Consider the following 25,521-nt stretch of genomic DNA (forward strand, 5'->3'; position numbering starts at 1 on the left):
AGGGAGATTATGATGAATCTTGAGAAATTTACCGAACGGTCGCGTGGCTTTCTGCAAGCGGCCCAGACGATTGCGATGCGGGAAAGCCATCAGCGGCTGGCGCCCGAACATCTGCTGAAGGCCTTGATGGATGACGATCAGGGCCTGTCCTCCAACCTGATCCGCCGCGCCGGGGGCGAGCCGGACCGGGTGACCGAGGCGCTGACCCTGGCCCTGACCAAGCTGCCCAAGGTATCGGGCGATGCGCAGCCTTTCATGGATCCCGCTTTGGCGCGGGTGCTGGACGAGGCCGAGAAGGTCGCGAAAAAGGCCGGCGACAGCTTTGTGCCGGTGGAACGCATCCTGATGGCGCTGTGCATGGTCGCGTCGAAAGCCAAGGAGGCTTTGGACGCCGGCGCCGTGACCGCGCAGAACCTCAACACCGCGATCAATGACATCAGGAAGGGGCGGACGGCGGATTCGGCGAGCGCTGAGGAAGGCTATGACGCGTTGAAGAAATACGCCCGCGACCTGACCGAGGCTGCGGCGGAGGGCAAGATCGACCCGATCATCGGGCGCGACGATGAAATTCGCCGCACGATGCAGGTTCTGTCGCGCCGCACCAAGAACAACCCGGTGTTGATCGGGGAGCCGGGCGTGGGTAAGACCGCGATCGCCGAAGGTCTGGCGCTGCGCATCGTCAACGGCGACGTGCCGGAGTCCTTGCGCAACAAGAAGCTGATGGCGCTCGACATGGGCTCGCTGATTGCCGGGTCGAAATACCGCGGTGAGTTTGAAGAGCGGCTGAAGGCGGTTCTGAGCGAGGTCACCTCGGCGGAAGGCGAAATCATCCTGTTCATCGACGAAATGCACACGCTGGTCGGTGCCGGCAAGTCGGATGGCGCGATGGATGCGGCCAACCTGATCAAGCCGGCTTTGGCACGGGGCGAACTCCATTGCGTCGGTGCCACCACGCTGGATGAATACCGCAAGTATGTGGAGAAGGACGCGGCCCTGGCCCGGCGCTTCCAGCCGGTCATGGTGTCCGAACCGACGGTGGAGGACACGATCTCGATCCTGCGCGGCATCAAGGAAAAGTACGAGCTGCACCATGGCGTGCGGATTTCGGACTCGGCCCTGGTGGCGGCGGCGACTTTGAGCCACCGCTATATCACCGACCGTTTCCTGCCCGACAAGGCGATCGACCTGGTGGACGAAGCCGCCTCTCGTCTGCGGATGGAGGTGGATTCCAAGCCTGAGGAGCTCGATGCGCTGGATCGGCAGATCCTGCAGCTGCAGATCGAAGCGGAGGCCCTGAAGAAGGAAGACGACGCGGCCTCGAAAGACCGGCTGGAGCGGCTGGAAAAGGAACTGGCGGATCTGCAGGAACAGTCGGCCTCGATGACGGCCACCTGGCAGGCGGAGCGTGACAGCCTGGAAAAGGCGCGTGAGATCAAGGAGCAGCTGGACCGCGCCCGCGCCGAGCTGGAAAGCGCCAAGCGGGATGGCGACTTCGCCAAGGCTGGCGAGCTGCAATACGGGCGGATTCCGGGGCTTGAGAAGGCGCTGGTCGAGGCCGAGGCCCGCGAGGGCGAGGCTTTGGTGTCTGAGGCCGTACGGCCGGAACAGATCGCCGAAGTGGTGGAACGCTGGACCGGTATTCCGACCTCGCGCATGCTGGAGGGCGAGAAGGAAAAGCTGCTCGCCATGGAAGAAAAGCTGGGCGAGCGGGTCGTGGGGCAGAAGGCTGCGGTGACCGCCGTTGCCAATGCCGTGCGCCGGGCGCGGGCGGGTCTGAACGACGAGGGGCGGCCTTTGGGCAGCTTCCTTTTCCTCGGGCCGACGGGTGTGGGCAAGACCGAGCTGACCAAGGCTTTGGCCGAGTATCTGTTTGACGATGACAGCGCGATGGTGCGGATCGACATGAGCGAGTTCATGGAGAAACATGCCGTCAGTCGCCTGATCGGCGCGCCGCCCGGCTATGTCGGCTATGATGAAGGCGGGGTTCTGACCGAAGCGGTCCGGCGTCGCCCCTATCAGGTCGTGCTGTTCGACGAGGTCGAAAAGGCCCATCCGGACGTGTTCAACGTGCTGTTGCAGGTGCTGGACGACGGGGTCTTGACCGATGGTCAGGGCCGCACGGTGGACTTCAAGCAGACGCTGATCATCCTGACCTCGAACCTCGGGGCCTATTCCTTGAGCCAGCTGCCGGAAGGCGCCGACCCGACGCAAGCCAGGGCCGAGGTGATGGAGGCGGTGCGGGCCCACTTCCGGCCCGAGTTCCTGAACCGTCTGGACGAGACGATCATCTTCGAACGTCTGGCCCGGGCCGACATGGGCGCCATCGTCGACATCCAGCTGAAGAAGCTGGAGGCGCGGTTGGCCGGGCGCAAGATCGTGCTGAACCTCGACGCGGCGGCGCGGCAATGGCTGGCGGATGAGGGCTATGACCCGGTCTACGGGGCGCGCCCCTTGAAGCGGGTGATCCAGCGCAACCTGCAGGATCAGCTGGCGCAGATGCTGCTGGCGGGCGAGATTCTGGACGGGACGACCGTCACCGTCTCGGCCGGGTTGGAGGGTCTGCAGATCGGCGACCGGGTGATGCCCTCGGCCCGGCAGCGACCGCATCCGCATGTGGTGCATTGAGGGAAAGGGGGGCTTCGGCCCCCCTTTTCGTTTCGGAGCCTCTTGTGCCCCGAGTTTCCGATAGTGGAATTCCATGTCGGTTTTTCACGACGAAGTGCCGCAAGAGGCCGACTTTTCCGCTTGCGCGCGACCAGATCAGCCCGTAATTCCGGCGGCGGGACACCCCTCCCCAACGGGGGGCTTATATCTGGAAGGATACCATGTCTGATCTGCAGACCCCGGCAGCGCTGCCGGCAAACCCGCGCTTTTCTTCTGGCCCCTGCGCCAAGATCCCCGGCTTCTCCCTCGACATGTTGGCTGATGCACCGCTCGGTCGGTCGCACCGGGCTGCCATCGGCAAGGCCAAGCTGAAAGAGGCGATCGACCTTACCCGCGAGATTCTGGGCGTGCCGGCGGATTACCGGATCGGCATCGTGCCGGCCTCGGACACCGGGGCGATGGAAATGGCCATGTGGTCGCTGCTGGGTGCGCGCCCGGTGGAGATGCTGGCCTGGGAGTCTTTCGGCGAAGGCTGGGTCACCGATGTGGTCAAGCAGCTGAAACTGAACGCGAAAGTCAAGGTCGCGCCCTATGGGCAGATCGTCGATTTCGCCACGGTGGATTTCGATTCGGACGTGGTCTTCACCTGGAACGGCACCACCTCGGGCTGCCGCCTGCCCAATGGCGATGCGATCCCGGCTGCGCGGGCTGGCCTGACGATCTGCGATGCGACCTCTGCCGCTTTCGCGATGGAACTGCCCTGGGACAAGCTGGATGTGACGACCTTCTCCTGGCAGAAAGTGCTGGGCGGCGAGGGCGCGCATGGCATGCTGATCCTTTCGCCGCGGGCTGTCGAACGGCTGGAAAGCTATGTCCCGGCCTGGCCCTTGCCGAAGATCTTCCGCATGACCTCCAAGGGCAAGATTTCGGAAGGGATCTTCCTCGGCGAGACGATCAACACGCCTTCGATGCTGGCGGTGGAAGATTACCTCGTCTCGCTGAAATGGGCGAAGTCGGTGGGCGGCTTGCAAGGGCTGGTGGCGCGGGCCAAGGCCAATGCCCAGGTGATCTGGGACTTCTGCGCTGCCAATGACTGGATCGCCAACCTGGCAGAGACGGCGGAGATCGCCTCGACCACCAGCGTTTGCCTGAAGTTCACCGATCCGCGGATCAAGGATGGCGAGGCTTTCGCCAAGGCCGTCGCCAAGCGGATCGAAAAGGCCGGTGCCGGTCTGGACATGGGCGCTTACCGCGATGCGCCTCCCGGCCTCAGGGTCTGGTGCGGTTCGACGGTGGAAACCGCCGATGTCAAAGCCCTGATGCCCTGGATCGCCTATGCCTTCCAGGCCGAGATCGCGGCCCAGTAAAGCGCCGTACAGCAGTTGGTAGGATGGGCAATGTGCCCATCTTCCTCACCCCCCCATTCATAGGAGCCCGTCATGGCCCCCCAGAATAAACCCCGCGTTCTCGTTTCCGACGAACTCTCCGAAACCGCCGTCCAGATCTTCCGCGACCGGGGCGTCGATGTGGATTACATGCCGAAACTCGGCAAGGACAAGGACGCGCTCGCCGCCATCATCGACCAGTATGATGGTCTGGCCATCCGGTCTGCCACCAAGGCCACCGAAAAGCTGTTGGAGAAGGCCACCCGCCTCAAGGTGATTGGCCGCGCCGGGATTGGTGTCGACAATGTCGACATCCCCGCCGCCTCCAAGAAGGGCGTGATCGTGATGAACACGCCGTTCGGCAACTCGATCACCACCGCCGAACATGCCATTGCGATGATGTTCGCCGTCGCCCGCCAGATTCCGGAGGCCAATGCCTCCACCCAGGCCGGCAAGTGGGAGAAGACCCGCTTCATGGGGGTCGAGCTTTTCAACAAGACCCTCGGCGTGATCGGGGCCGGCAACATCGGTGGTATTGTCTGCGACCGTGCGGTCGGGCTGAAGATGAAGGTCGTGGCCTATGACCCCTTCCTGTCGGAGGAACGCGCCAAGACCCTCGGCGTGACCAAGGTCGAACTTGACGAACTGCTGGCGCGGGCCGATTTCATCACCCTGCACGTGCCTTTGACCGACAAGACCAAGAACATCCTGAGCCGCGAGGCTCTGGCCAAGACCAAGCCCGGCGTGCGGATCATCAACTGCGCCCGCGGCGGCCTGGTGGACGAGGCGGCTTTGGCCGAGGCGCTAACCTCGGGTCATGTCGCCGGGGCGGCACTCGATGTGTTCGAGGTTGAACCCGCCACGTCCAACCCCTTGTTCGGCATGCCGAACGTGGTCTGCACCCCGCACCTTGGCGCCTCCACCTCGGAAGCGCAGGAGAATGTGGCGCTGCAGGTGGCCGAGCAGATGTCGGATTATCTGCTCACCGGTGCCGTGCAGAATGCGCTCAACATGCCCAATGTCACCGCCGAACAGGCCGTGGTCATGGGGCCCTGGATCAAGCTGGCCGGCCATCTGGGCGCCTTCATCGGCCAGATGACCGAGGAGCCGATCCGCGCCATCAACATCCTTTACGATGGCCGCGTGTCGGACATGAACCTTGCCGCGCTGAACCAGTCGGTGATCGCGGGTGTCCTGAAGGCGCAGAACCCGGATGTGAACCTCGTCTCTGCCCCCATCGTGGCCAAGGACAAGGGCATCCAGATCTCCACCACGCGGCAGGACAAGACCGGCGTGTTTGATGCCTATATCAAGGTTACCATGGTCACCGACAAGCGCGAGCGTTCGGTGGCGGGCACCTGCTTTGCCGATGGCAAGCCGCGCTTCATCCAGATCAAGGGCATCAACATCGACGCCGAGATCGGGCAGCACATGCTGTACACCACCAACGAGGACGTGCCCGGCATCATCGGTCTGCTCGGCATGACCATGGGCAAGAACAACGTGAACATCGCGAACTTCACCCTCGGCCGTTCGGGCGTGGGGCAGGATGCGATCGCGATCCTCTATCTGGACGAGCGCATCGACCAGAAGGTGCTGGATACGCTGGAATCGACCGGCATGTTCAGCCAGGTCAAGGCGCTGGAATTCGTCGGCGCCTGAGCCCTTTGCCATCCGGTTTCCAAGGCCCGCAGGCTTGCCCTGCGGGCCTTGTTATTTTCTTGCCAGAATCCACGGATCGCCGCACCCTCGCCCTGCGGCATGAAACGATCGCACAGCACATTCGGGAGGGAATGATGGCATTGCAGGTCATAGGCTCCGGCTTTGGCCGGACGGGGACGCTTTCTCTGAAAAACGCTCTGGAAATTCTGGGCTTCGGTCCGACCCACCACATGGAAGAGATCTTCCACAACCCGCCGCAGGTCGCCTTCTGGCAGGATATCGCTTCGGGCAGGCCGGTGGATTGGGACGCGGTTTTCGCCGGCTACAATTCGCAGGTCGATTGGCCGGGCTGCCATGTCTGGCGCGAGCTGGCGGCGGCCTATCCGCAGGCCAAGGTGATCCACAGCCAGCGGCCCGACGACAAATGGTGGCAAAGCTTCTCCACGACCATCGGCAAGCTGATCCGGATCTACCCGACCCTGCCGATGCCGCCGCATATCCGCGCCATGATGGATGCGATGCAGCCGATCATCTGCGACAAGACCTTTCACGGCCAGTGGATGGACAAGGACCGGGCCCTGGAGGCCTATCACAAGCGCGCCGCCGACGTGCGCGCGGCGATCCCGGCCGAACGCCTGCTGGTCTTTGACGTGGCCGAGGGCTGGGGCCCGCTCTGCGCCTTTCTGGGCGTGCCGGTGCCGGATCAGCCCTTTCCGAACCGCAACCAGAAGGTGGATTTCTGGGCAAACCTTGGCGGCGAACCGGCCTGATTGCATCCGGGCGGCGCAGAAGTGACCGACGGTGCCTTGCCCCTCCTTTGGGCTTCCCCTATCCAAAACGCGCGGATCGGAGAAGACCATGCACATCTATGCCATCGGCGACATTCACGGCCATCTTGACCTCTTGAAGGTCGCCCATCGGCGCATCGCGGAGGACATGGCGCGCCATGGCACCGCCACCGTGGTCCATCTGGGCGATCTGGTGGACCGCGGCCCCGACAGCCGGGGCGTGGTGGAATATCTGATGGCGGGGATCGCCGAGGGCCGCGATTGGGTGGTGCTGAAGGGCAACCATGACCGGCTGTTCACCCAGTTCCTCAACGATCCGAAATGGCATGACAACGGTTTGCGGATCGAACTGAGCTGGCTGCACCCCAAGCTCGGCGGGGCGGCGACGCTGGCCTCTTATGGGGTGGCCAATGCGGCGGACCGGCCGGTGGCCAAGGTTCATGCCGATGCGATTGCCGCCGTGTCCATGGCGGACCACCGCTTTCTGGAGGCGCTGCCCACCAGCTATGTCTTTGATCAGTCGATCTTCGTCCATGCCGGCATCCGCCCCGGCATTCCCCTGGCTGAACAGGCCGAGGATGACCTTGTGTGGATCCGCAAGGGCTTTCTGGAAGATACCACCGACCACGGCGCGCTGATCGTGCATGGCCATACCGCGCTGGACCATGCGACGCTTTACGTCAACCGCCTGAACATGGACAGCAGTGCGGCCTATGGCGGCCCGGTTTCGGCCGCGGTGATCGAGGGGCGCAAGGTCTGGCTTCTGACCGATGAAGGCCGGGTGCCGATGGTGGCGGTCTAGCGCATCATCGCCCGGTAGGAGGCGAGGCCGGCCGCCGAAGCCAGCCCCGCGACCCCGGCCACCAGCCAGAAGAAGCCGTGGCTGCCGAAGCCATCCATCAGCCGGGCATAGAACAGCGGCGAGAAGATCGCCCCCACCAGCCCGACCGCGATGATGATCGGCGAAACGCGCGGGTCATTGCCCATCTTGCGGGTCGCCGTGACATATTCGCCCTGAAAGAACAGGCCCGCCGCCACGCCGAGCGGCGGAAAGAACAGCGCCGGGCTGAGCAGCGCCGCCCCGAGCGCGCAGACCGTGGCCCAGATCAGCGCAAAAAGGAAGATCGCGAAATCCGGCACCCGCTGTGCCACGCCGATCAGTGCGATCCTTGCGGCCAGGGCTGCGATAAAGAACAGCGACAACAAGGCGGCGGCCCGCTCTTCGCCGATGCCGGCACGGATCAGGGCGGTGGGGCCAAGGCCGGCGAGGCTCGCCTCGATCCCGATGGCGATCAGCGCAAAGCCGAGGATCGGCAGATGCAGGCGAAAACCCCGGGCCAGCGTGCCGCCGGACACGCCGGTCAGCCCGATCTTGCCGGACAGCACCCAGGCCAGCGCGGCACAGGCTGCCATGGTCCAGAAGGCCGGGCGCAGATCGCCGCCGGCCAGCGCAAAGCCGAAGGGGGCGAGGATCGCGCCCAGCGAGAAGGCCGCGTTCAGCATCCCGAGCCGCGAGGCGCCCTGCGCACCATAGGCCGTGAGGATCCGCGCGTTGAACAGCGCGGCGAGGATGCCGTAGCCCATGCCGAAGACCAGCGCCCCGGCCAAGGCCACCGGCCAGAGCGGCGCCACCGCCAGCAGCACCGAACCCAGCACCAGAAGCGCGAGGCCCGGGCGCGGCGTGACCTCGGCCCCCTTGAAATACATCCCCAGCGCCGACAACAGACAGCCGCCCCAGAGGGTGGAGATCAGCAGCCCGGATTGCGCCGTGCTCAGCGCAAAATCCCGCTCGTAGACCGGCAGGGCGGGTCCGAGGATCCCCATGCCGGAGCCGAGCACGACAACCGAGGCGAGGCCCGACAGCAGGAGGGCGGACTTGGGCGAAACGGCCATGGCATTCCCGATCAACGATTCCCTGCACGGGTAGCGGGGCGGCTGGTGAAGGTCAATCGCGCGGCGTCAGCGCAGCCGCACCCGGGCGCGGGCCGAGCGGCCTTCGGCGTCAATGACCAAAAGAGTGACAAATCCACGCCCCAGATCGGGCAGCATCAGCGAGGGGTCCGCCTCGCCGCTGATCACCGGGGCGCCGTTGGCGAGCCAGGTGAAAGGCGCGGTGCCGCCGGAAACGCGCACCATCAATCCCTCGGGGAGGAGCTCGACCTCTGACCCGTCGGGCGGGAAGGTCAGCTGCGGCGCGTCGGGTTCCGGGGCGAAAGCGGCTTGCCTGCTGCGGAACTGGCGCAGCGGTTGCGGCAGCTGGGCATTGGCCAGCATCAAGGTATCGGGCGGCGGGGCGGGTTGCGGGTCGAGCGTGGGTTTCAGCCGGGCGAAGGCCTGGAACAGCACCGGCGCCGCAAGGTCGGCACCAAAGGCCCCCGGCACCGGCGTGCCATCGGCGCGGCCCATCCAGACGCCGATGACGTTCTTCCCGTCAAAGCCGATGGCCCATGCGTCGCGGTGGCCGTAGGAGGTGCCGGTCTTGTAGGCCAGCCGGTTCGACGGCGCCCCCGGGGGCGGGGCGAGGCCGGCGAGGATATCCGCCACCTCCCAAGCCGAGACGCGGGTCAGGACGCGGGGGCCTTCGGGGTTGTCCTTGCCGTAGCTGTGGGTCAAGGGCCGCACCACACCGCCACGCGCGATGGCGGCGTAAAGCTGGACCATATCCTCCAGCGTCACACCGATGCCGCCCAGGGCGATGGCCAGACCGGGCTGGCCGGTCGGCAGGGCGGATTTCATGCCCGCGCGGTCCATCGCTTGCAAGAGCTTTGCCGGCCCCAAGGCATCGGTCAGCGCCACGGCGGGGATGTTGAGCGACAGCTGCAAAGCCTCGCGCACGCGGATGGTGCCGCGGAACTGGCGGTCGAAGTTCTGCGGGCGGTAGCCGTTGAAATCGCTGGGTTTGTCGTCGATCGTGGTTTCGGGATGGATCAGGCCCTCGTCAAAGCCAAGGCCGTAGATCAGGGGTTTCAGGGTGGACCCCGGCGAGCGGAGCGCGGTCGTCATGTCGACGAAGCCCAGCCTTTCGCCGCCGGTATAGGCGGCGGAACCGACCGAGGCGAGGATCTCTCCGGTCTGGTGATCGGCCACGACGATGGCGACCTGAATCCGGTCACCGCGGCTGAGGACGGTATCGGCGGCGAGCCGTTCCAGCGCCATCTGCAGGCCCTTGTCGAGCGTGGTCTGGTGGCGGGTTTGGGTCTTGTCCTCGGCCAGAACGCGGTCTGACAGATGCGGGGCCAAGGCGGGGAAGGGGCGGCGGGCACTGGGCACCGGCTCGCTGGCGGCAGCTTTGGCCTGTTCGGCGTCGATCAACCCGTCGGCGCGGGCCCGGGCCAGAACGCGGTCGCGGGCGGCTTTGACCACGGCGCTGCGGTCGGGGCGGCGGGTTTCCGGGCTTTGCGGGATGGCGACCAGAAGGGCGGCCTCGGCCGGGGTCAGGCGTTTGGGTTCCTTGCCGAAATAGGCGATGGCTGCAGCGCGCATGCCTTCGACATTGCCGCCATAGGGGGCGAGGTGGAGGTAAAGGCCAAGGATCTGCGCTTTGGTCAGGCGGCGTTCCAGGGCGAGCGCCACCCGCATCTGGCGCAGCTTGCCCTCGATATGGCCGGTGCCGGACTCCTCCAGCAGGCGGGCGACCTGCATGGTCAGCGTCGAGCCGCCCGAGACGATATGGCCGCGCCAGACCGCCTGCGCCACGGCGCGCAGCAGGGCTTGGGGGTCGATGCCGTGGTGGGAGTAAAACCGCTTGTCCTCGTAATCCAGCAGCAGGCTGAGGAAGAAGGGGTCCACCGCGGCGGGGTCGGTCGCCAGCCGCCAGCGGCCATCGGCCACGGTATAGGCGCGCAGGAGGGTGCCGTTGCGGTCGAGCACCTCCTGACTGGTGGCGAGGGTCAGGGGCGGCAGGTCGGTGGCGTCGATCCAGGCGTCCAGCCCATCGCGCGCAAAGGCGGCGAGCCAGAGGCCCGCCGCTGCGGTGATGAACCAACGCGCCTTCATCACTTGGTAACGGTGACCGTGCCTGCGTCCGTATGGGCGTTCAGGTCGGGCCGGTACATGTCTTCGACCGAGGCGGCGGGCTGGTGGTAGGTGCCCGGGCTAACGGCGCGCAGGATATAGGCGAGGCGGAAGCTGGAATTGTCCGTCCGGTCGATGGCGGTCAGGAAGCGGTCCTGACGGAACTCCGAATGGGCAACGTCCGTGGCAAGGTCGAGGAAATCGAGGTTGGAGACCGAGCCGCCGGTGATCAGGTTGGGGTTGTCGATCTCGAACCCGGCGGGGAGGGCGTCGTTGACCATCAGCCGCGCCTCGCCACGGCCATAGGGTGTCACCTCCAAGACGGCGACCATGCGGTCGCCGACCTTGGCGCCATCCAAGGCGGCGGGCTGACCGTCGAGCGTGTAATAGCTGCGGGTGATCGCATAGCCATTGCCGCCGGCCGTGACCGGATCGGTCGGCACGCCGAAGGTGGTGACGGTCAGGGTGGTATCGGCGCCGTCGTTCTTGACCACAACCGGGTCGTGGTAGCTGGCGTCCAGCACCTTGACGAGCGGGCCTTTGGCAGGCTCGCCGTTCAGGGTGATGCCGCTGGCGTCGGGCTGGCCGATCAGAGCATTGGCGGCCAGTAGCGACCAGGTGGCCTCTTGCGTCGAAAGCGCGCCCTGTGTGGCGATGCGGTTGGTCAAAGCCTCGCGGTCGACCGACTTCGACCCGGCCTCGACCGCGAGGGTCAGGACGGCGGCGGCATCGCGGCGCAAGGAGCCATAGTCGGCGCGCAGGATCTGATCCTCCTTGGTGGGCAGGCCGTTCAGAAGCTTGACCGCCTTGGCGAACATCGCATCGGCGCGGGGCTGGTCGCCGTAGCTGGCAAGCGCCGCCCCCAGTTGCGCCATGGCGGTGGGGGTGGCGAAAGCGTCGCCCTTCACATCGGCGTAGTAGCGCAGATCGCCGACCGCCGCCGCGCCTTCACGGGCCAGAACCATCAGCGCATAGGCCAAAGGCTCGCCGCCCTTGTCGAAGTCGGCGTAGTAGTTGACCTGGTTGCGCAGGTTGTCCAGCGCGGTGCGGAAGGCCTGATCGGGCACCGCATAGCCCTGCGCCTTGGCGCGGGAGAGGAAGTCGGTGACATAGGCATCCAGCCACATGTCGCCCTCACCCGGTTGCCAGAGGCCGAAGGCGCCAGAGGCGCTCTGGTTGGTCAGGACGGCGGAGATGGCCTGTTCCACCCGGCCCTTGATGTTCAAGGCACCGGGCAGGTCCATCGCCTGGGCCACCTGATCGAAGTATAGGAGCGGCAGGGCTTTGGAGGTGATCTGCTCGGTGCAGCCATAGGGATAGGCGTCCAGAGTGGCCAGCAGACCGGGGGCGTTCAGGCGGGCGATCGGGCCGACGGCCATGACAGCCTTGGCCGAGCCGGGCAGCAGGCCGGTGAAGGCCGCCTCATCGAAGGTGAAGCTCTTGCCCTTGGCGAGGTCAAGCCGGCTGACCCGGCTGATCGTGGGGTCGTTGATCTGCACCGGGAGTTTCAGGTCTTTGGTCAGGACCTTGCCATCCGGCGTGGTCAGGGTGACTTCGATGGTCTGCAATCCCACGGCATCGGCCTTGACCGGGATCTCGACCACCGCCTTGCCAAGGTCGGCCAGATCGACGCCTTCCGGCACCTTGCCCAGCGTCAGGCCCGAGGCTGTGACCGCAAGCCCCATATGGCCCGAGGGGCCGGTGGCATGGACGATTTCCAAGAGCAGGCGGCTCTGGTCGCCGGGTTGCAGGAAGCGCGGCAGCGAGGCAGTCACCACGACCGGATCGCGGACGAGGACATCGGCATTGGCCTGACCCACGCCGCGCTTGCTCCAGGCGACGGCCATCACCTTGACGGTGCCGTTGAAGGCGGGAAGGTCGAAGGAGACGCGGGCGTAGCCATCGGCATCGACGGTGATCGGGCCGGCGAAATTGGCCACCAGCTCCTCGGTGGGCGGGGGGGCTTGCAGGCGGGCGTTGGCCCCGGCATCGCCGCCGGAGCGGACGGTGCCCTCGGCCCCGTTCAGACCGTCGATCAGGCGGCCATAGAGGTCGCGGATGCCGACGCCCAGCTTGCGCTGGCCGAAGTAATGGTCCTGCGGATCGGGGGGCAGATAACCGGTCAGGTTCAGGATGCCCTGATCGACGGCGGCGACGGTGACGTAAGCCGTATCGCCGGGCAGGGTGCCTTCGACCTTGACCGCGATGTTCAAGGGGCCACGCGGGGCGGCCTCCGGCGCAGTCTCGATGGTGGTTTTCAACGCGCGGGTGCCCGGGTCGATCTTGGCATAGGCGAGGCCCAGGGCCCGTGCCGGGTTGCGCCCGGCGGAGACATCCATCGGGCGCAGAACGGCGGCGGTGACATAGGCGCCGGTGCCCCAGGCATCGGTGACCGGAACCGGGATCAGGTTCTCACCCTCTTTCACGGCGACCTCTTGATGCGAGATCACCTCGTTGGACAGAACCGTGATCAGCGCGGTGCCCGCCGCCCGCGGCACGAGGCGCAGCATGGCGGTGTCGCCGGTCTTGTATTCCGGCTTGTCGAGCGAGAGTTGCAGCGTGTCAGGCGTCGAGGAGACATCGGCGGGCGCATACCAGCCGGCGTAGAACCGGGTCGAGGTGACGGCCTTCTGCCCATCGCTGCGCGCGACGGTCAGCTCATATTCACCCCAGATGACGGGGGCGGCAATCTCGGTAGGACCAGCGGCGTTCAGCTCGGCATCGCCCTCAGACATGCGCTGGCGTGAGGTGACAGGCTCCCAGTTCCAGCCGCCATCCTGTTGATACCATTGGTAGTTGGTCTCGATCCGCGTCAGCTCCCAATGGACTTTCATCGCGCTGGCCCTGGCATCGGCATCGACACCGATCAGGTTGAAGCGCGCCTCGGCATTTTCGGGCGCCACGCCGTCGAACAGGGGTTTCACGCCGATCATCGCGGCGGAGGGGGTCAGGGGCTTGGTCACCTTGCGTTCGACCGGGCGGCCCGAACCTTCGGCAACCCGCAGGACGAATTTCACCTGCAGCGGGATCAGCGGGTCGTCAAACTCCGGCAGGGCGGCGTCGATGTCGGCATGGCCCTTCGCATCGGTGCGGATGTCGGAGAAGGAGGCGAGCCGCGCATCGAAGGCGGCGTCGAAGCGGCCGAACTTGTAGCCGGGCCAGGCGGCGAGGCCATCGGCGGCGCTGACGATCACGTCGCCTTCCACCGCAAGATCAGCCCCCGGCGCGCCGAAGAGGTAGCGGGCGTCAAGGGCCACCTTGGGCACATCGCCGAGGTGCAGCGGCGCGGTGCCGGGGTCGAGTTTGAAGTCGATCCGTTCGGGCAGGAAATCCTCGACGAGGAAGGTCTTGGAGACAAGGGCGGGGCCATCCACATCGGAATAGACCGCCATGCTCCACTGGCCGCGCGGGGCGGAGCCTGCAATGGGGAAATCGAAGACATGGCCGCCGGCGCCGACATCATCGGCCAGGGCGCGGACATATTCGACACCATCGGGGCGCATCAGGATGGCGGTCAGGGGCAGGCCGGTGACGGCCTCCTGCTTGGCATCGCGGGCGAGGGCGGTGGCGTGGACGGTTTCCCCGGCGCGGTAGGCGCCACGGTCGGTATCAAGGAACACATCGACGGGGGGCGCGGCCTCGTGCCCCTCAACCCCGCGATCTGACAGGTCAAATTCGGGATCGGTCAGGGACATGAAGGCGGTGTCGACCTCGCCATCGCGGGCGACCAGCATGGCCGGGGCGGCGCTGTCGGTGCCGCGGATCAGGCCGGGTTCAAAGCGGGCATGACCCTCGGCATCGGTCTTGGCCGTGGCCAGAACCTCGTTCGCGACGGAGAGGAGTTGCAGATCGACCCCGGCTTTCGGGGACGCATCGCCCAAAGCGCGGACGAAGACGTTCAGCCCATCGACCCCGCTCATCGAGGTCAGCCCAAGGTCCGAGACGACGAACCACTGCCAGCTGGCCGGCACGGCATAGGGGTCCACCCCTGGCACGGCGGCGCGCAGCGCATAGATCCCGGCGGGCTGGCCCTTGATCGCCTCATCGAGGGGCAGGCGGGTGGTCACGTCCTTGTTGACGTCCTGGCCGACGGTCGCCGTCCCGCTCCAGAGCTTGGAGCCCATCTGGCTTTCGAAATCGCTTTCCTGATAGTCGTACATCGGCGAGTCGAAATAGCCGTTCTGCAGGATACGCAACAGGTTGCGGTCGGTGACTTTCCAGACCTCAAGATCCAGCTTGGTCGTGTTCACCGTCACCACCGGAATCGCGGCGGAGCCGGTGCGCGGCAACACATAGCCGCGCCCGGTGAAGCGCACGCCGGGGTTGCGGTCGCGGATATAGGCGGTGACATCGACATTCTTGGCCAGCGTCTCACCCGTGGCGGAGGGCAGGCCGGTGCGGAAGGTGAAAGTGTAGCGAGTGCCAAAGGAAATCCCCTCGACACAAAGCTGGCGCGAGCCCGCGACCGAGACCGAAAGCCCGGCTTCCGGCAGCTTGACGAAGCTGGAATAATCGACGCCCGAGGCCACCAGATCGTCCGAGAAATTCACGCAGACCTGCGGGCGGGCGGTGCTGGTCTGGATCTGGTTGTCGGTGATGCGGAAGCCGTATTTGCCGGCGGCGGCCTCCAGCAGCTTGGCGGTGTCGTCGCGCGGTTGCAGCGCTTGCGCCAGACGGTAGGCCTGCACCGCGTCGCGGCCACGGTCGATGCTTTCCAGCGCCTGGCCCATCTGGGCCAGGATCGAGTGCTGCAAGGGCTTGGCATCGGCGCGCAGATAGGCGTTGATCGTGGCGCGGAAGGCGCTGTCGCGCAAACTGCTGGCATTGGCCTGGTCATTGCCGGCGGCCAGCATCAGAAGCCGGGCATATTCCAGCCAGTTGGCGGCACTATCCTCGATGTTGAGCGCGGCGCCGGTGTATTTGTAGGCGGCATCAAAATCGCCATCGGCCTCGGCTTGCTTGGCAGAGGCGAGGTGATCCTCGGCGGTATAATCGTTGGTGATGTGCAGGTTGGCGAGGCCCTTGGCCAGATCGGTCGCGGTCGAGACATCCCAGTCCTGCAGGAAGGTCAGCTCGGCCCGGCGGGTCTGGGCCAGCGCCTCGACCCCCTTGGCGGCCTTGACGACCTGGCCGGAATAGGCGCCGTCAAAAGCGGTGGGCGCCCCGGCCCCGGCTTTCAGGAAACAGGAGCCATTCTTGGTGTTGAAGGTCACGGCCTCGCATTTCTTGGAGGTCAGGCAGGCGGTCTCGCAGGATTCCAGCGTGGTGTCGAAAATCGAGGACAGGTCGCCCCCCGGCAGATCGGTGTTTTCCGACAGCACAAGCCGGCGCGCGGGCACCAGATCATCGGCGCGCGCAAGCCCGGCATCCGACAGCAGAAGACCCAAAATAACGGCCGCCACGGACCGCAAAGCAAAGCCACGCATCAAAAATTCCTCCGCAAAACCTGGGTCGGTTTATCGCATGCCGGGCCCGGTTCCGGCAAGGATTCTAACCTGTCGTGCGTTAAGGAGGTGTTCATCTTGATGCGCCAATGTGCCGGAAAGACGGTGCGCCCGGCAGGGCGGGACCGTGGGGCTGGGGAACGGGCGCAGGCAGGGATGGACAGTGTGGAACGTCTGGCAAAGGAACGACGCGCACGGCTTGCCGCCGAACGTCTCTTGGAACAGAAAAGCCGCGAACTCTTTGCCGCCAATGAGAAATTGTCGATCCACGCGCGGTCCCTGTCCGACCAGATCGTCGAACAGCGCGGCATTGCCCGCAGCGCCGTCTCCGAGGCGGAAAAGCTGAAGGGCCAGCAATCACGCTTCATCGAGGATCTCGACCGTGCCCATACCCATGCGGTGATGGCGGAACGGCGGCTGTGGGATTCGATCAACACGATCAACGACGGGTTTGCGGTCTATGATTCCGACCTGCGGCTGGTCGCGGCCAACAGCGCCTTTCTGCGCCCGCTCGAAGGTCTGCCGATCGCGCCGGGCATCACCTATGCCGATATCATGCTGCGCCTGGCCGATGCCGACCGGGTCGAACTGGCCGGTCGGACCGTCGATGACTTCGTGGCCGACATGGTGGCCCGTCTGGACGCCGACCCGATCGAACCGGTGACCCTGCAGATGACCAACGGGCAGTGGATCAAGCTGGTGAACAGGCGGGCCCAGGATGGCGACCTCGTCTCGCTGTCGGTCAACATCACCGAACAGATGCGCATCTGGGCCGGGATCGAGGCGATCCCCGACGGCTTTGTACTTTTTGACAGGGAGGACCGACTTTTGACTTGCAACCAACGGTATCGCGAGATTTTCTCGGTCTCCGCCCCCATCCTGAAACCGGGGGTGCGCTTTGAGGACATGCTGCGCTATGGCCTCGCCCATGGCCAGCATGTGGTGGCCGAGGGCGAGGAGGAGGCCTGGCTCGCCCAGAGGATGGCCGAACACCGGGCGGCCAACGCGCCCTTCGAACAGCAGCTGAAGGATGGCCGCTGGATCCGCGGCCAGGACCACCCCACGCCCGACGGTGGCCGAGTCGGCCTCAGGATGGACATCACCCACCAGAAAGAGGCCGAGGCCGCCCTTCTCGCCGCGACCGAGGCCGCCGAGGCCGCCAACCGCGCCAAATCCGCCTTCCTCGCCAATATGAGCCACGAGATTCGCACGCCCATGAATGGGGTGGTCGGTATGGCGGAACTGTTGTGCGACACCACCTTGTCGCCCGAACAAAGGCTGTTTGCCGAGACGATCAAATCCTCGGGCGAGGCGCTTCTGGTCATCATCAACGACATCCTGGACTATTCCAAGATCGAGGCCGAGCGTTTGACGCTTTACCCGGAACCCTTTGATCTGGAACGTACAATCCACGAGGTGGCCATGCTGTTGCAGCCCAAGGCGCGCAGCAAGGGGATCGACCTGATGATCGATTTCGACATGTTCCTGCCAACGCGCTTTGTGGGCGACCCGGGGCGGTTGCGTCAGGTTTTGACCAACCTCGTGGGCAATGCGGTCAAGTTCACCGACAAGGGCCATGTGCTGATCCGCGTGGTCGGGCTGCCCACCGAGGCAGGCGAACAGCAGCTGCATGTCACGGTGGAAGACACCGGCATCGGCATCGCGGGCGAACACCTCGACCATATCTTTGGCGAATTCAACCAGGTGGACAGCGAATCCAACCGCAAGTTCGAGGGGACGGGTCTGGGACTTGCCATCACCCAGCGCCTGATCGAACGGATGGAGGGCGCGGTCTGGGTCGACAGCGAGCCGGGCAAGGGCTCGGTTTTCGGCTTTCGCGTGACGCTGCCGGTGGCCGAGGACGCCGATGTGCCGCATCTGCCGATCAACCTGCGGCGGGTTCTGGTGGTGGACGACCTCTTCATCAACCGCACCATCCTGGAACGCCAGCTGCAGCCCTGCGGGGTCGAAGTGACGCTCTGCCGTTCCGGCGCCGAAGCGCTGGAGGTGCTGTCCCATGACGCCGGTTTCGACGCGGTCCTGACCGACCATTCGATGCCCGAGATGGACGGGCTGACCCTCGCCGCCCGGATCCGCGCGCAGGGGATCGCGATGCCGATCGTGCTGTTGTCGTCGAACCCGGCACAGGCGCGCGAGGGGGAAGGGGCGGAACACCTCGCCGCGATCCTGCAAAAACCCATCCTGCGCTCGGATCTGTACCGCCGGCTGAAAGAGATCGTGCGCGTTGAGGCGCCTGCACCCGCCCCCGAAGCCGAAGCCTCGCGCGCGATGCGAGTCCTGACGGCCGAGGATAACCGGACCAACCAGCTGGTCTTCCAGAAGATGGTGAAGGATGTCGATATCGAACTGGTCTTTGCCAACAACGGGCGCGAGGCGGTCGAATTGTTTCAGAGCTTCCGGCCGGATCTGATCTTCATGGATATCTCGATGCCGGAAATGGATGGCCGCGACGCCGCCCGCGCCATCCGTGCGCTGGAGGGCGGGCGAACCCACCTGCCCATCGTCGCCCTGACCGCCCTGGCGATGGAGGGCGATGCCGAAGATATCCTCGCCGCCGGAATCGACCGCTACATGACCAAACCGCTGCGCAAGGTGGCGATCTGTGACGTTCTGGCCGAGTTTTGCCCGCCCGTGGCGCGGCCCGTGCAGCGCGAGGTCAAGATGACCGGTACCTGATCAGGCCTGACGCAGAATCTCCAGAAAGGCGGCGCCGAAGCGTTCGGTGCGCGCCTCGCCCATGCCATGCAGGTTGTAAAGCTCCGCCAGGGTCGAGGGCCGGCTTTCCGCGATCTGCTTCAGCGTCGCGGGCGTGCAGGACAGGTACTTGCCCAGACCATTGTCACCGCGCGAAAGGGCGACCTGCGCCTCTTCCAGCCGATCATAGATCGGCCCGGCCTCACGGCCCGACAATTTGCGCCGCGTCGGATGCGGGACGGCGGCTTTCTCGCCCAGAATGACCTCCAGAAAGGCCTGGCCGTAGCTTTCCAGCTTGCGCGCGCCGATGCCGTTGATGCCGATCATCTCGTCCAGCGTCTGCGGTCGGCGTTCGGCCATCTCGATCAGCGTCTTGTCGGGAAAGACAACATAGGCCGGAACGCCCTGCGCCTGGGCCAGATCGCGCCGCTTGGCCTTGAGCGCGGTCAAGAGCGCCACATCCTCCTCGTCGACCTGAACGCGGGCGGTGGTCCGCTCGGCCCGGTCGGCCTTTTCGACGGTATCGGCGCGCAGAGTGATGGACTCCTCGCCGCGCAGGATTGGTACCGCGCTGTCGGTCATCCGCAGGGCGCCGAAACGGTCGGGATCGGGGCGCACCAGATCGCGGCCCATCATCTGGCGAAAGACGGCGGCCCAGGCGGATTTCGACAGATCGCGCCCGACGGCGAAGGTCGGCAGCTTGTCATGGCCACGCTCGACCACCTTGGCGGTGGAATTTCCGGTCAGGATATCAATCAGATGGCCCGCGCCGAAATATTCCCCGGTGCGCAGCACGGCGGACAGGGCCTTGCGGACGGATTCGGTCGCATCGAACAGCTTGGCCGGGCGCTGGCAAAGGTCGCAATTGCCACAGGGCGGCGAATCCTCGCCGAAATAGGTCAAAAGCACCTGACGCCGGCAATGCAGTGCCTCGGCCAGACCCAAAAGCGCGTTGAGGCGGCCGTGGTCGGCGGCCTTGCGTTCGGGCGGGGCGGCGCCCTCATCGATCTGGCTGCGGCGCAGGCGGATGTCGTCGGGGCCGTAAAGCGTCAGCGTATCGGCCGCAGCACCATCGCGTCCGGCGCGGCCGATTTCCTGGTAATAGCCCTCGATCGACTTCGGCAGGTCGGCATGGGCGACCCAGCGGATATCGGGCTTGTCGATCCCCATGCCGAAGGCGACGGTGGCCACCACGATCAGCCCATCCTCCTGCTGAAAACGCAGTTCGGCCTGGCGGCGTTCTTCCGCCTCCATCCCGGCGTGATAGTGCAGGACGAGGTGGCCCGCTTCGCGCAGGGCCTGGGCCAGAATTTCGGTCTTGGCGCGGCTGGAACAATAGATGATGCCGGATTGGCCTTTGCGGGCAGCGGCATAGCGCAGGATCTGGTCGCGCGGAGAGTCCTTGACGGCGAAGGCCAGGCGGATGTTCGGCCGGTCAAAGCCGCGCAGGAAGGTCGTCGGCGCAGCCCCGTCGAACAGGCGGGTGACGATCTCGGCCCTTGTTTCGGCATCGGCGGTGGCGGTGAAGGCGGCGAGGGGCACGCCCAGGCTTCGGCGCAGCTCGCCGATGCGCAGGTAATCGGGGCGGAAGTCGTGGCCCCACTGGCTGACGCAATGCGCCTCGTCCACCGCGATCATCGAGACGCCGATCCGGCGCAGCATGGACATGGTCGCCGCCGCCGCCAGACGTTCAGGGGCGAGGTACAAGAGCTTGAGCCGACCCTCGTCCAGCGCCTGAAACACCTCTTCGGTTTCATCCTCGGTGTTGCCAGAGGTCAGCGCCCCCGCTTCCACCCCTGCGGCCTTCAAGGCCCGCACCTGATCGCGCATCAGGGCGATCAGGGGGGAGATGACGACAGTCACCCCATCGCGACACAGCGCAGGGAGTTGAAAACACAAGGATTTCCCGCCACCCGTCGGCATGATGGCCAGGGTGTTGCGGCCCTCGATCACCGCTTCGACAATCTCGGCCTGACCGGGGCGAAAACCGGCAAAGCCCCAGACCTGGTGGAGCAGGGCATTGGCCGAGGTCATCGGGTCACTGGCGGCCTGGCTCTCAAACACGACGGCACTCCACCCCTGCGGGGGTCAATAGACGTTGCGCGTGACGATGATCCGCAGGGACAGGATGATGACAAAGACGATCAGCGGCGCAAAGTCGATGCCGCCCGAGATCGGGATCAGCTTGCGGACACGGCGATAGACCGGCTCCAGCGTGTTGGAAAGACCGTACCAGATTTGCGCCACCAGAGGCTGCCGCAGGTTGAGAACCTGAAAGTTGATCAACCAGCTCATGATGACATGCACCAGCACAATCCAATAGGCGATGTTCAGGATGAGCAGAAGGATGGCTTGAAGCGAACCCATGAGCGGACCTTTCGTTTGCGCAGATGTGGTAGCCTGCATGGCGACCAAGCGCAATCTCTTCTGCGGCGCTTGCTTAAAGCCGCCGCTTCGGGCTTGATTGGCCAAAACGAGGGGCAGGTCATGGCAAGCAAGCGGCAGCGCATCTGGGGCTGGTTTTTCTTCGATTGGGCGAGCCAGCCCTACAGCACGCTTTTGCTGACCTTCACTTTCTCGCCCTACTTTTCCGAGGTGGCGACGGGCAAGTTCGCAGCCTCCGGCATGGCGCCCGAGGCGGCCCATGCCGCGGCGCAGACCTACTGGACCACGGGGCAGACGATTTCGGGCATCCTGATCGCCTGTCTTGCGCCGATCCTTGGCGCCGTCGCCGATGGCACCGGGCGGCGGATGCCGTGGATCTGGGGATTTTCGGCGCTTTATGTGATCGGCTCCGCGATGCTCTGGACCTTGAACCCGGTGGAGCCCGACCTTTTCATGGCGATGGTCTGGTTCGGCATCGGCCTGATCGGGATGGAGTTTGCGACGATCTTCACCAACGCACTGATGCCGCATCTGGCCGGGGATGAGGACATGGGCAAGATCTCGGGTTCGGGTTCGGCCTGGGGCTATCTGGGCGGCATCGTGTCGCTGGTCATCATGCTGTTGTTTTTCAACGAAAACAGTGCGACCGGAAAGACGCTGATTGGAATCTCGCCCCTGTTCGGGCTGGATGCCGGCCTGCGCGAGGGGACGCGGGCGGTCGGGCCCTTTACCGCGCTCTGGTATGTGATCTTCATGGTGCCCTTCGCGCTTTGGGTCAGCGAGGGGCCGGTCAAGGCGCGGGTGCGGCTCGGCGCGTCGCTGCGCCACCTTTGGGCGCTGATCCTGTCCTTGCGCGAAAGGCAAAGCCTTGGGGCGCATCTTCTGTCCTCGATGCTCTACCGCGACGCCTTGAATGCGCTTTACGGGATCGGCGGCATCTATGCCTCGGGCGTTCTGGGCTGGTCGATCACCCAGATCGGGATTTTCGGCATCATCGCGGCGATTTCGGCGGCGGTTTTCACCTGGATCGGCGGGATGATGGACTCGGCTCTGGGGCCGAAACCGGTGATCGTGGGGTCGATGGTGGTGCTGATCCTGGTCTGCCTGGTGGTGGCGGGCATGTCGCGCGACAGCTTCTTCGGGCTGGGCCTCGCCACCGGCTCGCCCTTGCCGGATCTGGTCTTTTACCTCTGTGGTTGCGGCATCGGCGCGGCGGGCGGCACCTTGCAAGCGGCCAGCCGGACGATGATGGTGTTCCACACGACCCCCGCCCGCGCGACCGAGGCTTTCGGGCTTTACGCGCTGTCCGGCAAGGCCACGACCTTTCTGGGCACGGCCGGCATCGCGCTTTTCACCGCGATCAGCGGGTCTTCGCGCCTAGGCATCGCCATCCCCTTGATCACGCTGTTCATTCTTGGGATGGTGGGGCTTATCTGGGTCAAACCGATGGGGGAACGCGAATGAAACGCCTGATTCTGCTGCTTCTTCTGGCCATGACCCAGCCGGCCCTGGCCGAGACGACGGCGGCCAAGCTCTTTGCGGCGCATACCCAGCCGACCTCGGGTGCGGCGCAGCCGATCGGGGCCTATGGGCGCGGCTGTGCGGCCGGCAACGTCGAGCTGCCGGAAAGTGGACCGACCTGGCAGGCGATGCGCCTGTCGCGCGACCGCAACTGGGGCAATCCGGTGCTGGTCTCCTATCTTGAGGATCTCAGTGCCAAGGTCACCGCCTTTGGCTGGCGCGGGCTGTACATCGGTGACATGGGCAATCCGCGCGGCGGGCCGATGATTTCCGGCCACGCCAGCCACCAGATGGGGCTGGATGCCGATGTCTGGTTCCTGCCGCCCGCCAGCCTGAAGCTGACGGCGGCGCAGCGCGAGAAGATCTCCTCGATCTCGATCCGCACCAATGACCAGCTTTCGGTCAACGAAAACTGGAACAGATCCTACCGCGAGGTGCTGAAGGCCGCCGCCTCCGACCCGCGGGTGGACCGGATTTTCGTGGCCGCCGCGATCAAGATCGAGATGTGCAAGAACGCAACTGCCGCCGATGCCAAGTGGCTGCAACACATCCGGCCAGAGGCCAACCATCAGGACCATTTCCATGTGCGGCTGAAATGCCCGCCCGGGTCGAGCCTGTGCCAGACCCAGTCGCCCAGCGTCTCCGAACTGTCGAAGGGCGGCAGCGGTTGCGACGAGACCCTGGCCTGGTGGGTGTCGGACGCCTATCTGCACCCCAAGCCGGTGAAGAACCCGGGCCCGAAACCGCCGCACAAGAAGGGCCCGCGCGAGTTCACCATGGCCGATCTGCCGGCCCAGTGTTCCGCGGTTCTGCAGGCGAATTGAGTTCCGACCGTTGACAGCAAGGCCGCGCCGGGGCTAAAGGCCCTCCGTCCTCATGGGGAGGGCCAAGTCTCCGCGACCTTGTAAAAAACGGACTGAAACATGAAAATTCTGGTTCCTGGCATCCTTGCCATGGCGATCATCGTCGTCGCCTCCAATATCCTCGTGCAGCACCCGATGGGCGCCTATCTGACCTGGGGGGCGCTGACCTATCCCCTGAGCTTTCTGGTCAATGACATCACCAACCGGCTGCAAGGGGTGCGCGCGGCGCGGACCGTTGTGCTGGCGGGCTTTGTCGCGGGCCTGGTCTGCTCGGTGATCGGCACGCAGATCGTGGGCGATTTCGGGCCCCTGGTCACCCTGCGGGTGGCGCTGGGTTCGGCCACGGCCTTTCTGGTCGGGCAGTTGCTCGACGTGACGATCTTTGACCGTCTGCGCCGGGCCGAGTGGTGGCGCGCACCCCTGCTCTCGACCCTGATGGGCTCGACCATCGACAGCGTGATCTTCTTCACCATCGCCTTTTCGGCCTCGCTGGTCTTTCTGGAGCCGGGCAATGACGTGTCCTGGGCCGCGGCACCCGGGCCGCTTTTGGGGGCCGGACCGGTGGTTCCGTTCTGGATTTCGCTGGCCGTTGCCGACTGGTGCGTAAAATTTGGGATCGCGCTCTTCGGATTGTTGCCCTTCCGCCTGTTTGTTGCGCGAATGAGCGTACGGCTAGCGTAAAACATTTTGACAAACACAAAATCTGTGCCAACCTGACCTCATCGGCAACAATTTCGAAAGGAGGTGATCCAGTGTCTAGAGTGATATTGGAGAGTGGTGTCGGGACAGCTGGAGGGCTCGTTTTCTAGGGGCAACCCCCTGAAAAAAGCCCTGAGGTTGGATGGATGCCCTAACTGGCCCATCTCCTTGGAACTCGGGAAGGGTCGCCGGCGAGGCGGCCCTTTCTCTTTTGAATCAATGACATGCTGCACATAACCGACTCCATCTTTATCGCTGACTGGGAATTGTCAGAGCAATTCGTGCGTGCCTCGGGGCCGGGCGGGCAGAATGTGAACAAGGTCTCGACCGCGGTCGAGCTTCGGTTCGAGGCAGAGCGTTCGCCGCATCTGACGCCGATGGTCAAGGCCCGGTTGAAGCGGCTGGCCGGGCGGCGCTGGACGAATGAGGGCGCCATCGTTCTGCAGGTCGAAGACACCCGCAGCCAGGCGCAAAATCGCGAGATTGCGCGCGAAAGGCTGGTCGAACTGATCCGCCAGGCGCTGATCGCACCAAAGCGGCGGCTGGCCACCAAGCCGACCTATGGCAGTATCCAGCGCCGGATCGTGGCCAAGAAAATCCGCAGCGGCGTCAAGGAAGGTCGCCAGACGCCGGATGCCGAGGACTGAGGGAAATCCTCATTGTTCGCTTACCCGAACGTGCTATCACTTTTGCCAAAAGCAGGGAGGAGAGGATGGCGGACTGGGCGAAAATGCGCGATCTCTGGAAGAACGAGCGCGACAAGCATGTCAAAAAGGGCGCTGTGTCGGGTGTCAGCATCGGCGACGCCATCGACGCGGTTAACAAGGCCCGATCCAAGGGCTACACGTCGATCAACAACGCCTTGGACGGTCTGGAAAAGGACGTCGGCAAGTACAAGGCGAAGCTCGCCAAGACCGCGCCCGATCTGATCAAGTGGATGGACAAGACGCTGGCCGGCGCCGTCAAGGAGACTCGCAGCGAAGTTGCGCTGGATCTCGACAGCCTGAAATGGATGATCGACAACATGCTGGCCGGCAGCCTGCTGAACATCCTCACCATCCTGCCCGACGACGGGAAGATCCGTAATGTTCTCAAGGTGATGAACAGCAAGGATAATCCGGTGGACTGGAAAGATGCCGTCAAGGCGGTCAACATGTTCTATGTCATCGAGAACTATGGCGTCCTTCTGGCCCAGCGCGCCAAGACCATGAAAGAGACCAAATGGGCGGCGCGTCTGTCCGGGCATGATGCGGACTATCAGGCGCTGATCGATTTTGCCGATATCGTGCTCGATGATGTCAAGCACACGGTCCAATGGTCCAAGGCGACCTCACTGGAAGAGTGGGCCAATAAACTGAAGGAAATGAAAGGCAAGCAGACGGCGCTGGACCATTTGCCGCTGGCCCAGAAGGCGATGAAGCATCTGATGGCCTGACGCAAC

Annotated in this window: 16 protein-coding genes; 11 read left to right on the forward strand and 5 right to left on the reverse strand. The window is 64.9% G+C overall.

The window, feature by feature from the left end; all coding sequences use genetic code 11:
- The first annotated feature begins 12 nt into the window (after positions 1 to 12).
- The 5 genes from clpB to AC1DVR_RS01180 all read left to right on the forward strand — a co-directional run bounded on the left by clpB (position 13) and on the right by AC1DVR_RS01180 (position 7,241).
- A complete protein-coding gene (gene clpB / locus AC1DVR_RS01160; protein ID WP_477998683.1) occupies positions 13 to 2,625 on the forward strand; it encodes an ATP-dependent chaperone ClpB in 2,613 nt (870 codons plus the stop codon).
- 200 nt (positions 2,626 to 2,825) lie between these two features.
- Positions 2,826 to 3,971: a phosphoserine transaminase gene (locus AC1DVR_RS01165; RefSeq protein WP_477998684.1), complete on the forward strand. Its 1,146-nt coding sequence runs from the start codon at positions 2,826 to 2,828 to the stop codon at positions 3,969 to 3,971.
- A gap of 72 nt (positions 3,972 to 4,043) precedes the next feature.
- On the forward strand, positions 4,044 to 5,651 hold the full coding sequence (gene serA, locus AC1DVR_RS01170) for a phosphoglycerate dehydrogenase (protein ID WP_477998685.1): 1,608 nt from the start codon (positions 4,044 to 4,046) through the stop codon (positions 5,649 to 5,651).
- A gap of 134 nt (positions 5,652 to 5,785) precedes the next feature.
- On the forward strand, positions 5,786 to 6,421 hold the full coding sequence (locus AC1DVR_RS01175; RefSeq protein ID WP_477998686.1) for a sulfotransferase family protein: 636 nt from the start codon (positions 5,786 to 5,788) through the stop codon (positions 6,419 to 6,421).
- Positions 6,422 to 6,509: 88 nt separating this feature from the next.
- Positions 6,510 to 7,241: a metallophosphoesterase family protein gene (locus AC1DVR_RS01180; protein WP_477998687.1), complete on the forward strand. Its 732-nt coding sequence runs from the start codon at positions 6,510 to 6,512 to the stop codon at positions 7,239 to 7,241.
- Here the strand turns inward: AC1DVR_RS01180 and AC1DVR_RS01185 are convergent.
- The 3 genes from AC1DVR_RS01185 to AC1DVR_RS01195 form a co-directional block, all read right to left on the reverse strand.
- On the reverse strand, positions 7,238 to 8,332 hold the full coding sequence (locus AC1DVR_RS01185) for an MFS transporter (protein ID WP_477998688.1): 1,095 nt from the start codon (positions 8,330 to 8,332) through the stop codon (positions 7,238 to 7,240). The two genes, AC1DVR_RS01180 and AC1DVR_RS01185, sit on opposite strands and share 4 nt — an antisense overlap.
- A 66-nt stretch (positions 8,333 to 8,398) precedes the next feature.
- Positions 8,399 to 10,438: a penicillin-binding protein 1C gene (pbpC, locus tag AC1DVR_RS01190; RefSeq protein WP_477998689.1), complete on the reverse strand. Its 2,040-nt coding sequence runs from the start codon at positions 10,436 to 10,438 to the stop codon at positions 8,399 to 8,401.
- Complete coding sequence (locus AC1DVR_RS01195) at positions 10,435 to 15,879, reverse strand: alpha-2-macroglobulin family protein (RefSeq protein ID WP_477998690.1); 5,445 nt, start codon at positions 15,877 to 15,879, stop codon at positions 10,435 to 10,437. Before AC1DVR_RS01195 ends, pbpC begins: the two co-directional genes overlap by 4 nt.
- Positions 15,880 to 16,053: 174 nt before the next feature.
- Between AC1DVR_RS01195 and AC1DVR_RS01200 the strand changes: the two genes are divergently transcribed.
- Complete coding sequence (locus AC1DVR_RS01200) at positions 16,054 to 18,594, forward strand: response regulator (RefSeq protein WP_477998691.1); 2,541 nt, start codon at positions 16,054 to 16,056, stop codon at positions 18,592 to 18,594.
- Here AC1DVR_RS01200 and recQ read toward each other — a convergent pair whose 3' ends face one another.
- Both recQ and AC1DVR_RS01210 read right to left on the reverse strand, forming a co-directional pair.
- Positions 18,595 to 20,646, reverse strand: coding sequence for a DNA helicase RecQ (gene recQ, locus AC1DVR_RS01205; RefSeq protein WP_477998874.1), 2,052 nt, complete (start codon positions 20,644 to 20,646; stop codon positions 18,595 to 18,597). It lies immediately after the preceding gene.
- A gap of 54 nt (positions 20,647 to 20,700) precedes the next feature.
- Positions 20,701 to 20,979 carry a YggT family protein gene (locus AC1DVR_RS01210; protein WP_477998692.1) on the reverse strand — a complete coding sequence of 93 codons (279 nt, stop codon included), beginning with the start codon at positions 20,977 to 20,979 and terminating at the stop codon, positions 20,701 to 20,703.
- 120 nt (positions 20,980 to 21,099) lie between these two features.
- On the opposite strand from AC1DVR_RS01210, the gene AC1DVR_RS01215 reads away from it, so the two are divergent.
- The 5 genes from AC1DVR_RS01215 to AC1DVR_RS01235 all read left to right on the forward strand — a co-directional run bounded on the left by AC1DVR_RS01215 (position 21,100) and on the right by AC1DVR_RS01235 (position 25,515).
- A complete protein-coding gene (locus tag AC1DVR_RS01215) occupies positions 21,100 to 22,461 on the forward strand; it encodes an MFS transporter (RefSeq protein ID WP_477998693.1) in 1,362 nt (453 codons plus the stop codon).
- On the forward strand, positions 22,458 to 23,342 hold the full coding sequence (mepA, locus tag AC1DVR_RS01220; RefSeq protein ID WP_477998694.1) for a penicillin-insensitive murein endopeptidase: 885 nt from the start codon (positions 22,458 to 22,460) through the stop codon (positions 23,340 to 23,342). The genes AC1DVR_RS01215 and mepA overlap by 4 nt, the downstream gene beginning before the upstream one ends.
- Before the next feature lie 99 nt (positions 23,343 to 23,441).
- Positions 23,442 to 24,062 (forward strand): queuosine precursor transporter, encoded by a 621-nt coding sequence (locus AC1DVR_RS01225; protein WP_477998695.1) that lies wholly within the window; start codon positions 23,442 to 23,444, stop codon positions 24,060 to 24,062.
- 242 nt (positions 24,063 to 24,304) lie between these two features.
- Positions 24,305 to 24,727 (forward strand): alternative ribosome rescue aminoacyl-tRNA hydrolase ArfB, encoded by a 423-nt coding sequence (gene arfB / locus AC1DVR_RS01230; protein ID WP_477998696.1) that lies wholly within the window; start codon positions 24,305 to 24,307, stop codon positions 24,725 to 24,727.
- Positions 24,728 to 24,792: 65 nt separating this feature from the next.
- Positions 24,793 to 25,515 carry a hypothetical protein gene (locus tag AC1DVR_RS01235; protein WP_477998697.1) on the forward strand — a complete coding sequence of 241 codons (723 nt, stop codon included), beginning with the start codon at positions 24,793 to 24,795 and terminating at the stop codon, positions 25,513 to 25,515.
- Positions 25,516 to 25,521: the final 6 nt, after the last annotated feature.

The organism is Rhodobacter sp. P2_H5, from assembly GCF_056403335.1.

Coding starts and splice junctions, on each gene's coding strand:
- clpB (WP_477998683.1), top strand. CDS start 13: ATGAATCTTGAGAAATTTACCGAACGGTCGCGTGGCTTTCTGCAAGCG.
- AC1DVR_RS01165 (WP_477998684.1), top strand. CDS start 2,826: ATGTCTGATCTGCAGACCCCGGCAGCGCTGCCGGCAAACCCGCGCTTT.
- serA (WP_477998685.1), top strand. CDS start 4,044: ATGGCCCCCCAGAATAAACCCCGCGTTCTCGTTTCCGACGAACTCTCC.
- AC1DVR_RS01175 (WP_477998686.1), top strand. CDS start 5,786: ATGGCATTGCAGGTCATAGGCTCCGGCTTTGGCCGGACGGGGACGCTT.
- AC1DVR_RS01180 (WP_477998687.1), top strand. CDS start 6,510: ATGCACATCTATGCCATCGGCGACATTCACGGCCATCTTGACCTCTTG.
- AC1DVR_RS01185 (WP_477998688.1), bottom strand. CDS start 8,332: ATGGCCGTTTCGCCCAAGTCCGCCCTCCTGCTGTCGGGCCTCGCCTCG.
- AC1DVR_RS01195 (WP_477998690.1), bottom strand. CDS start 15,879: ATGCGTGGCTTTGCTTTGCGGTCCGTGGCGGCCGTTATTTTGGGTCTT.
- AC1DVR_RS01200 (WP_477998691.1), top strand. CDS start 16,054: ATGGACAGTGTGGAACGTCTGGCAAAGGAACGACGCGCACGGCTTGCC.
- recQ (WP_477998874.1), bottom strand. CDS start 20,646: ATGACCTCGGCCAATGCCCTGCTCCACCAGGTCTGGGGCTTTGCCGGT.
- AC1DVR_RS01210 (WP_477998692.1), bottom strand. CDS start 20,979: ATGGGTTCGCTTCAAGCCATCCTTCTGCTCATCCTGAACATCGCCTAT.
- AC1DVR_RS01215 (WP_477998693.1), top strand. CDS start 21,100: ATGGCAAGCAAGCGGCAGCGCATCTGGGGCTGGTTTTTCTTCGATTGG.
- mepA (WP_477998694.1), top strand. CDS start 22,458: ATGAAACGCCTGATTCTGCTGCTTCTTCTGGCCATGACCCAGCCGGCC.
- AC1DVR_RS01225 (WP_477998695.1), top strand. CDS start 23,442: ATGAAAATTCTGGTTCCTGGCATCCTTGCCATGGCGATCATCGTCGTC.
- arfB (WP_477998696.1), top strand. CDS start 24,305: ATGCTGCACATAACCGACTCCATCTTTATCGCTGACTGGGAATTGTCA.
- AC1DVR_RS01235 (WP_477998697.1), top strand. CDS start 24,793: ATGGCGGACTGGGCGAAAATGCGCGATCTCTGGAAGAACGAGCGCGAC.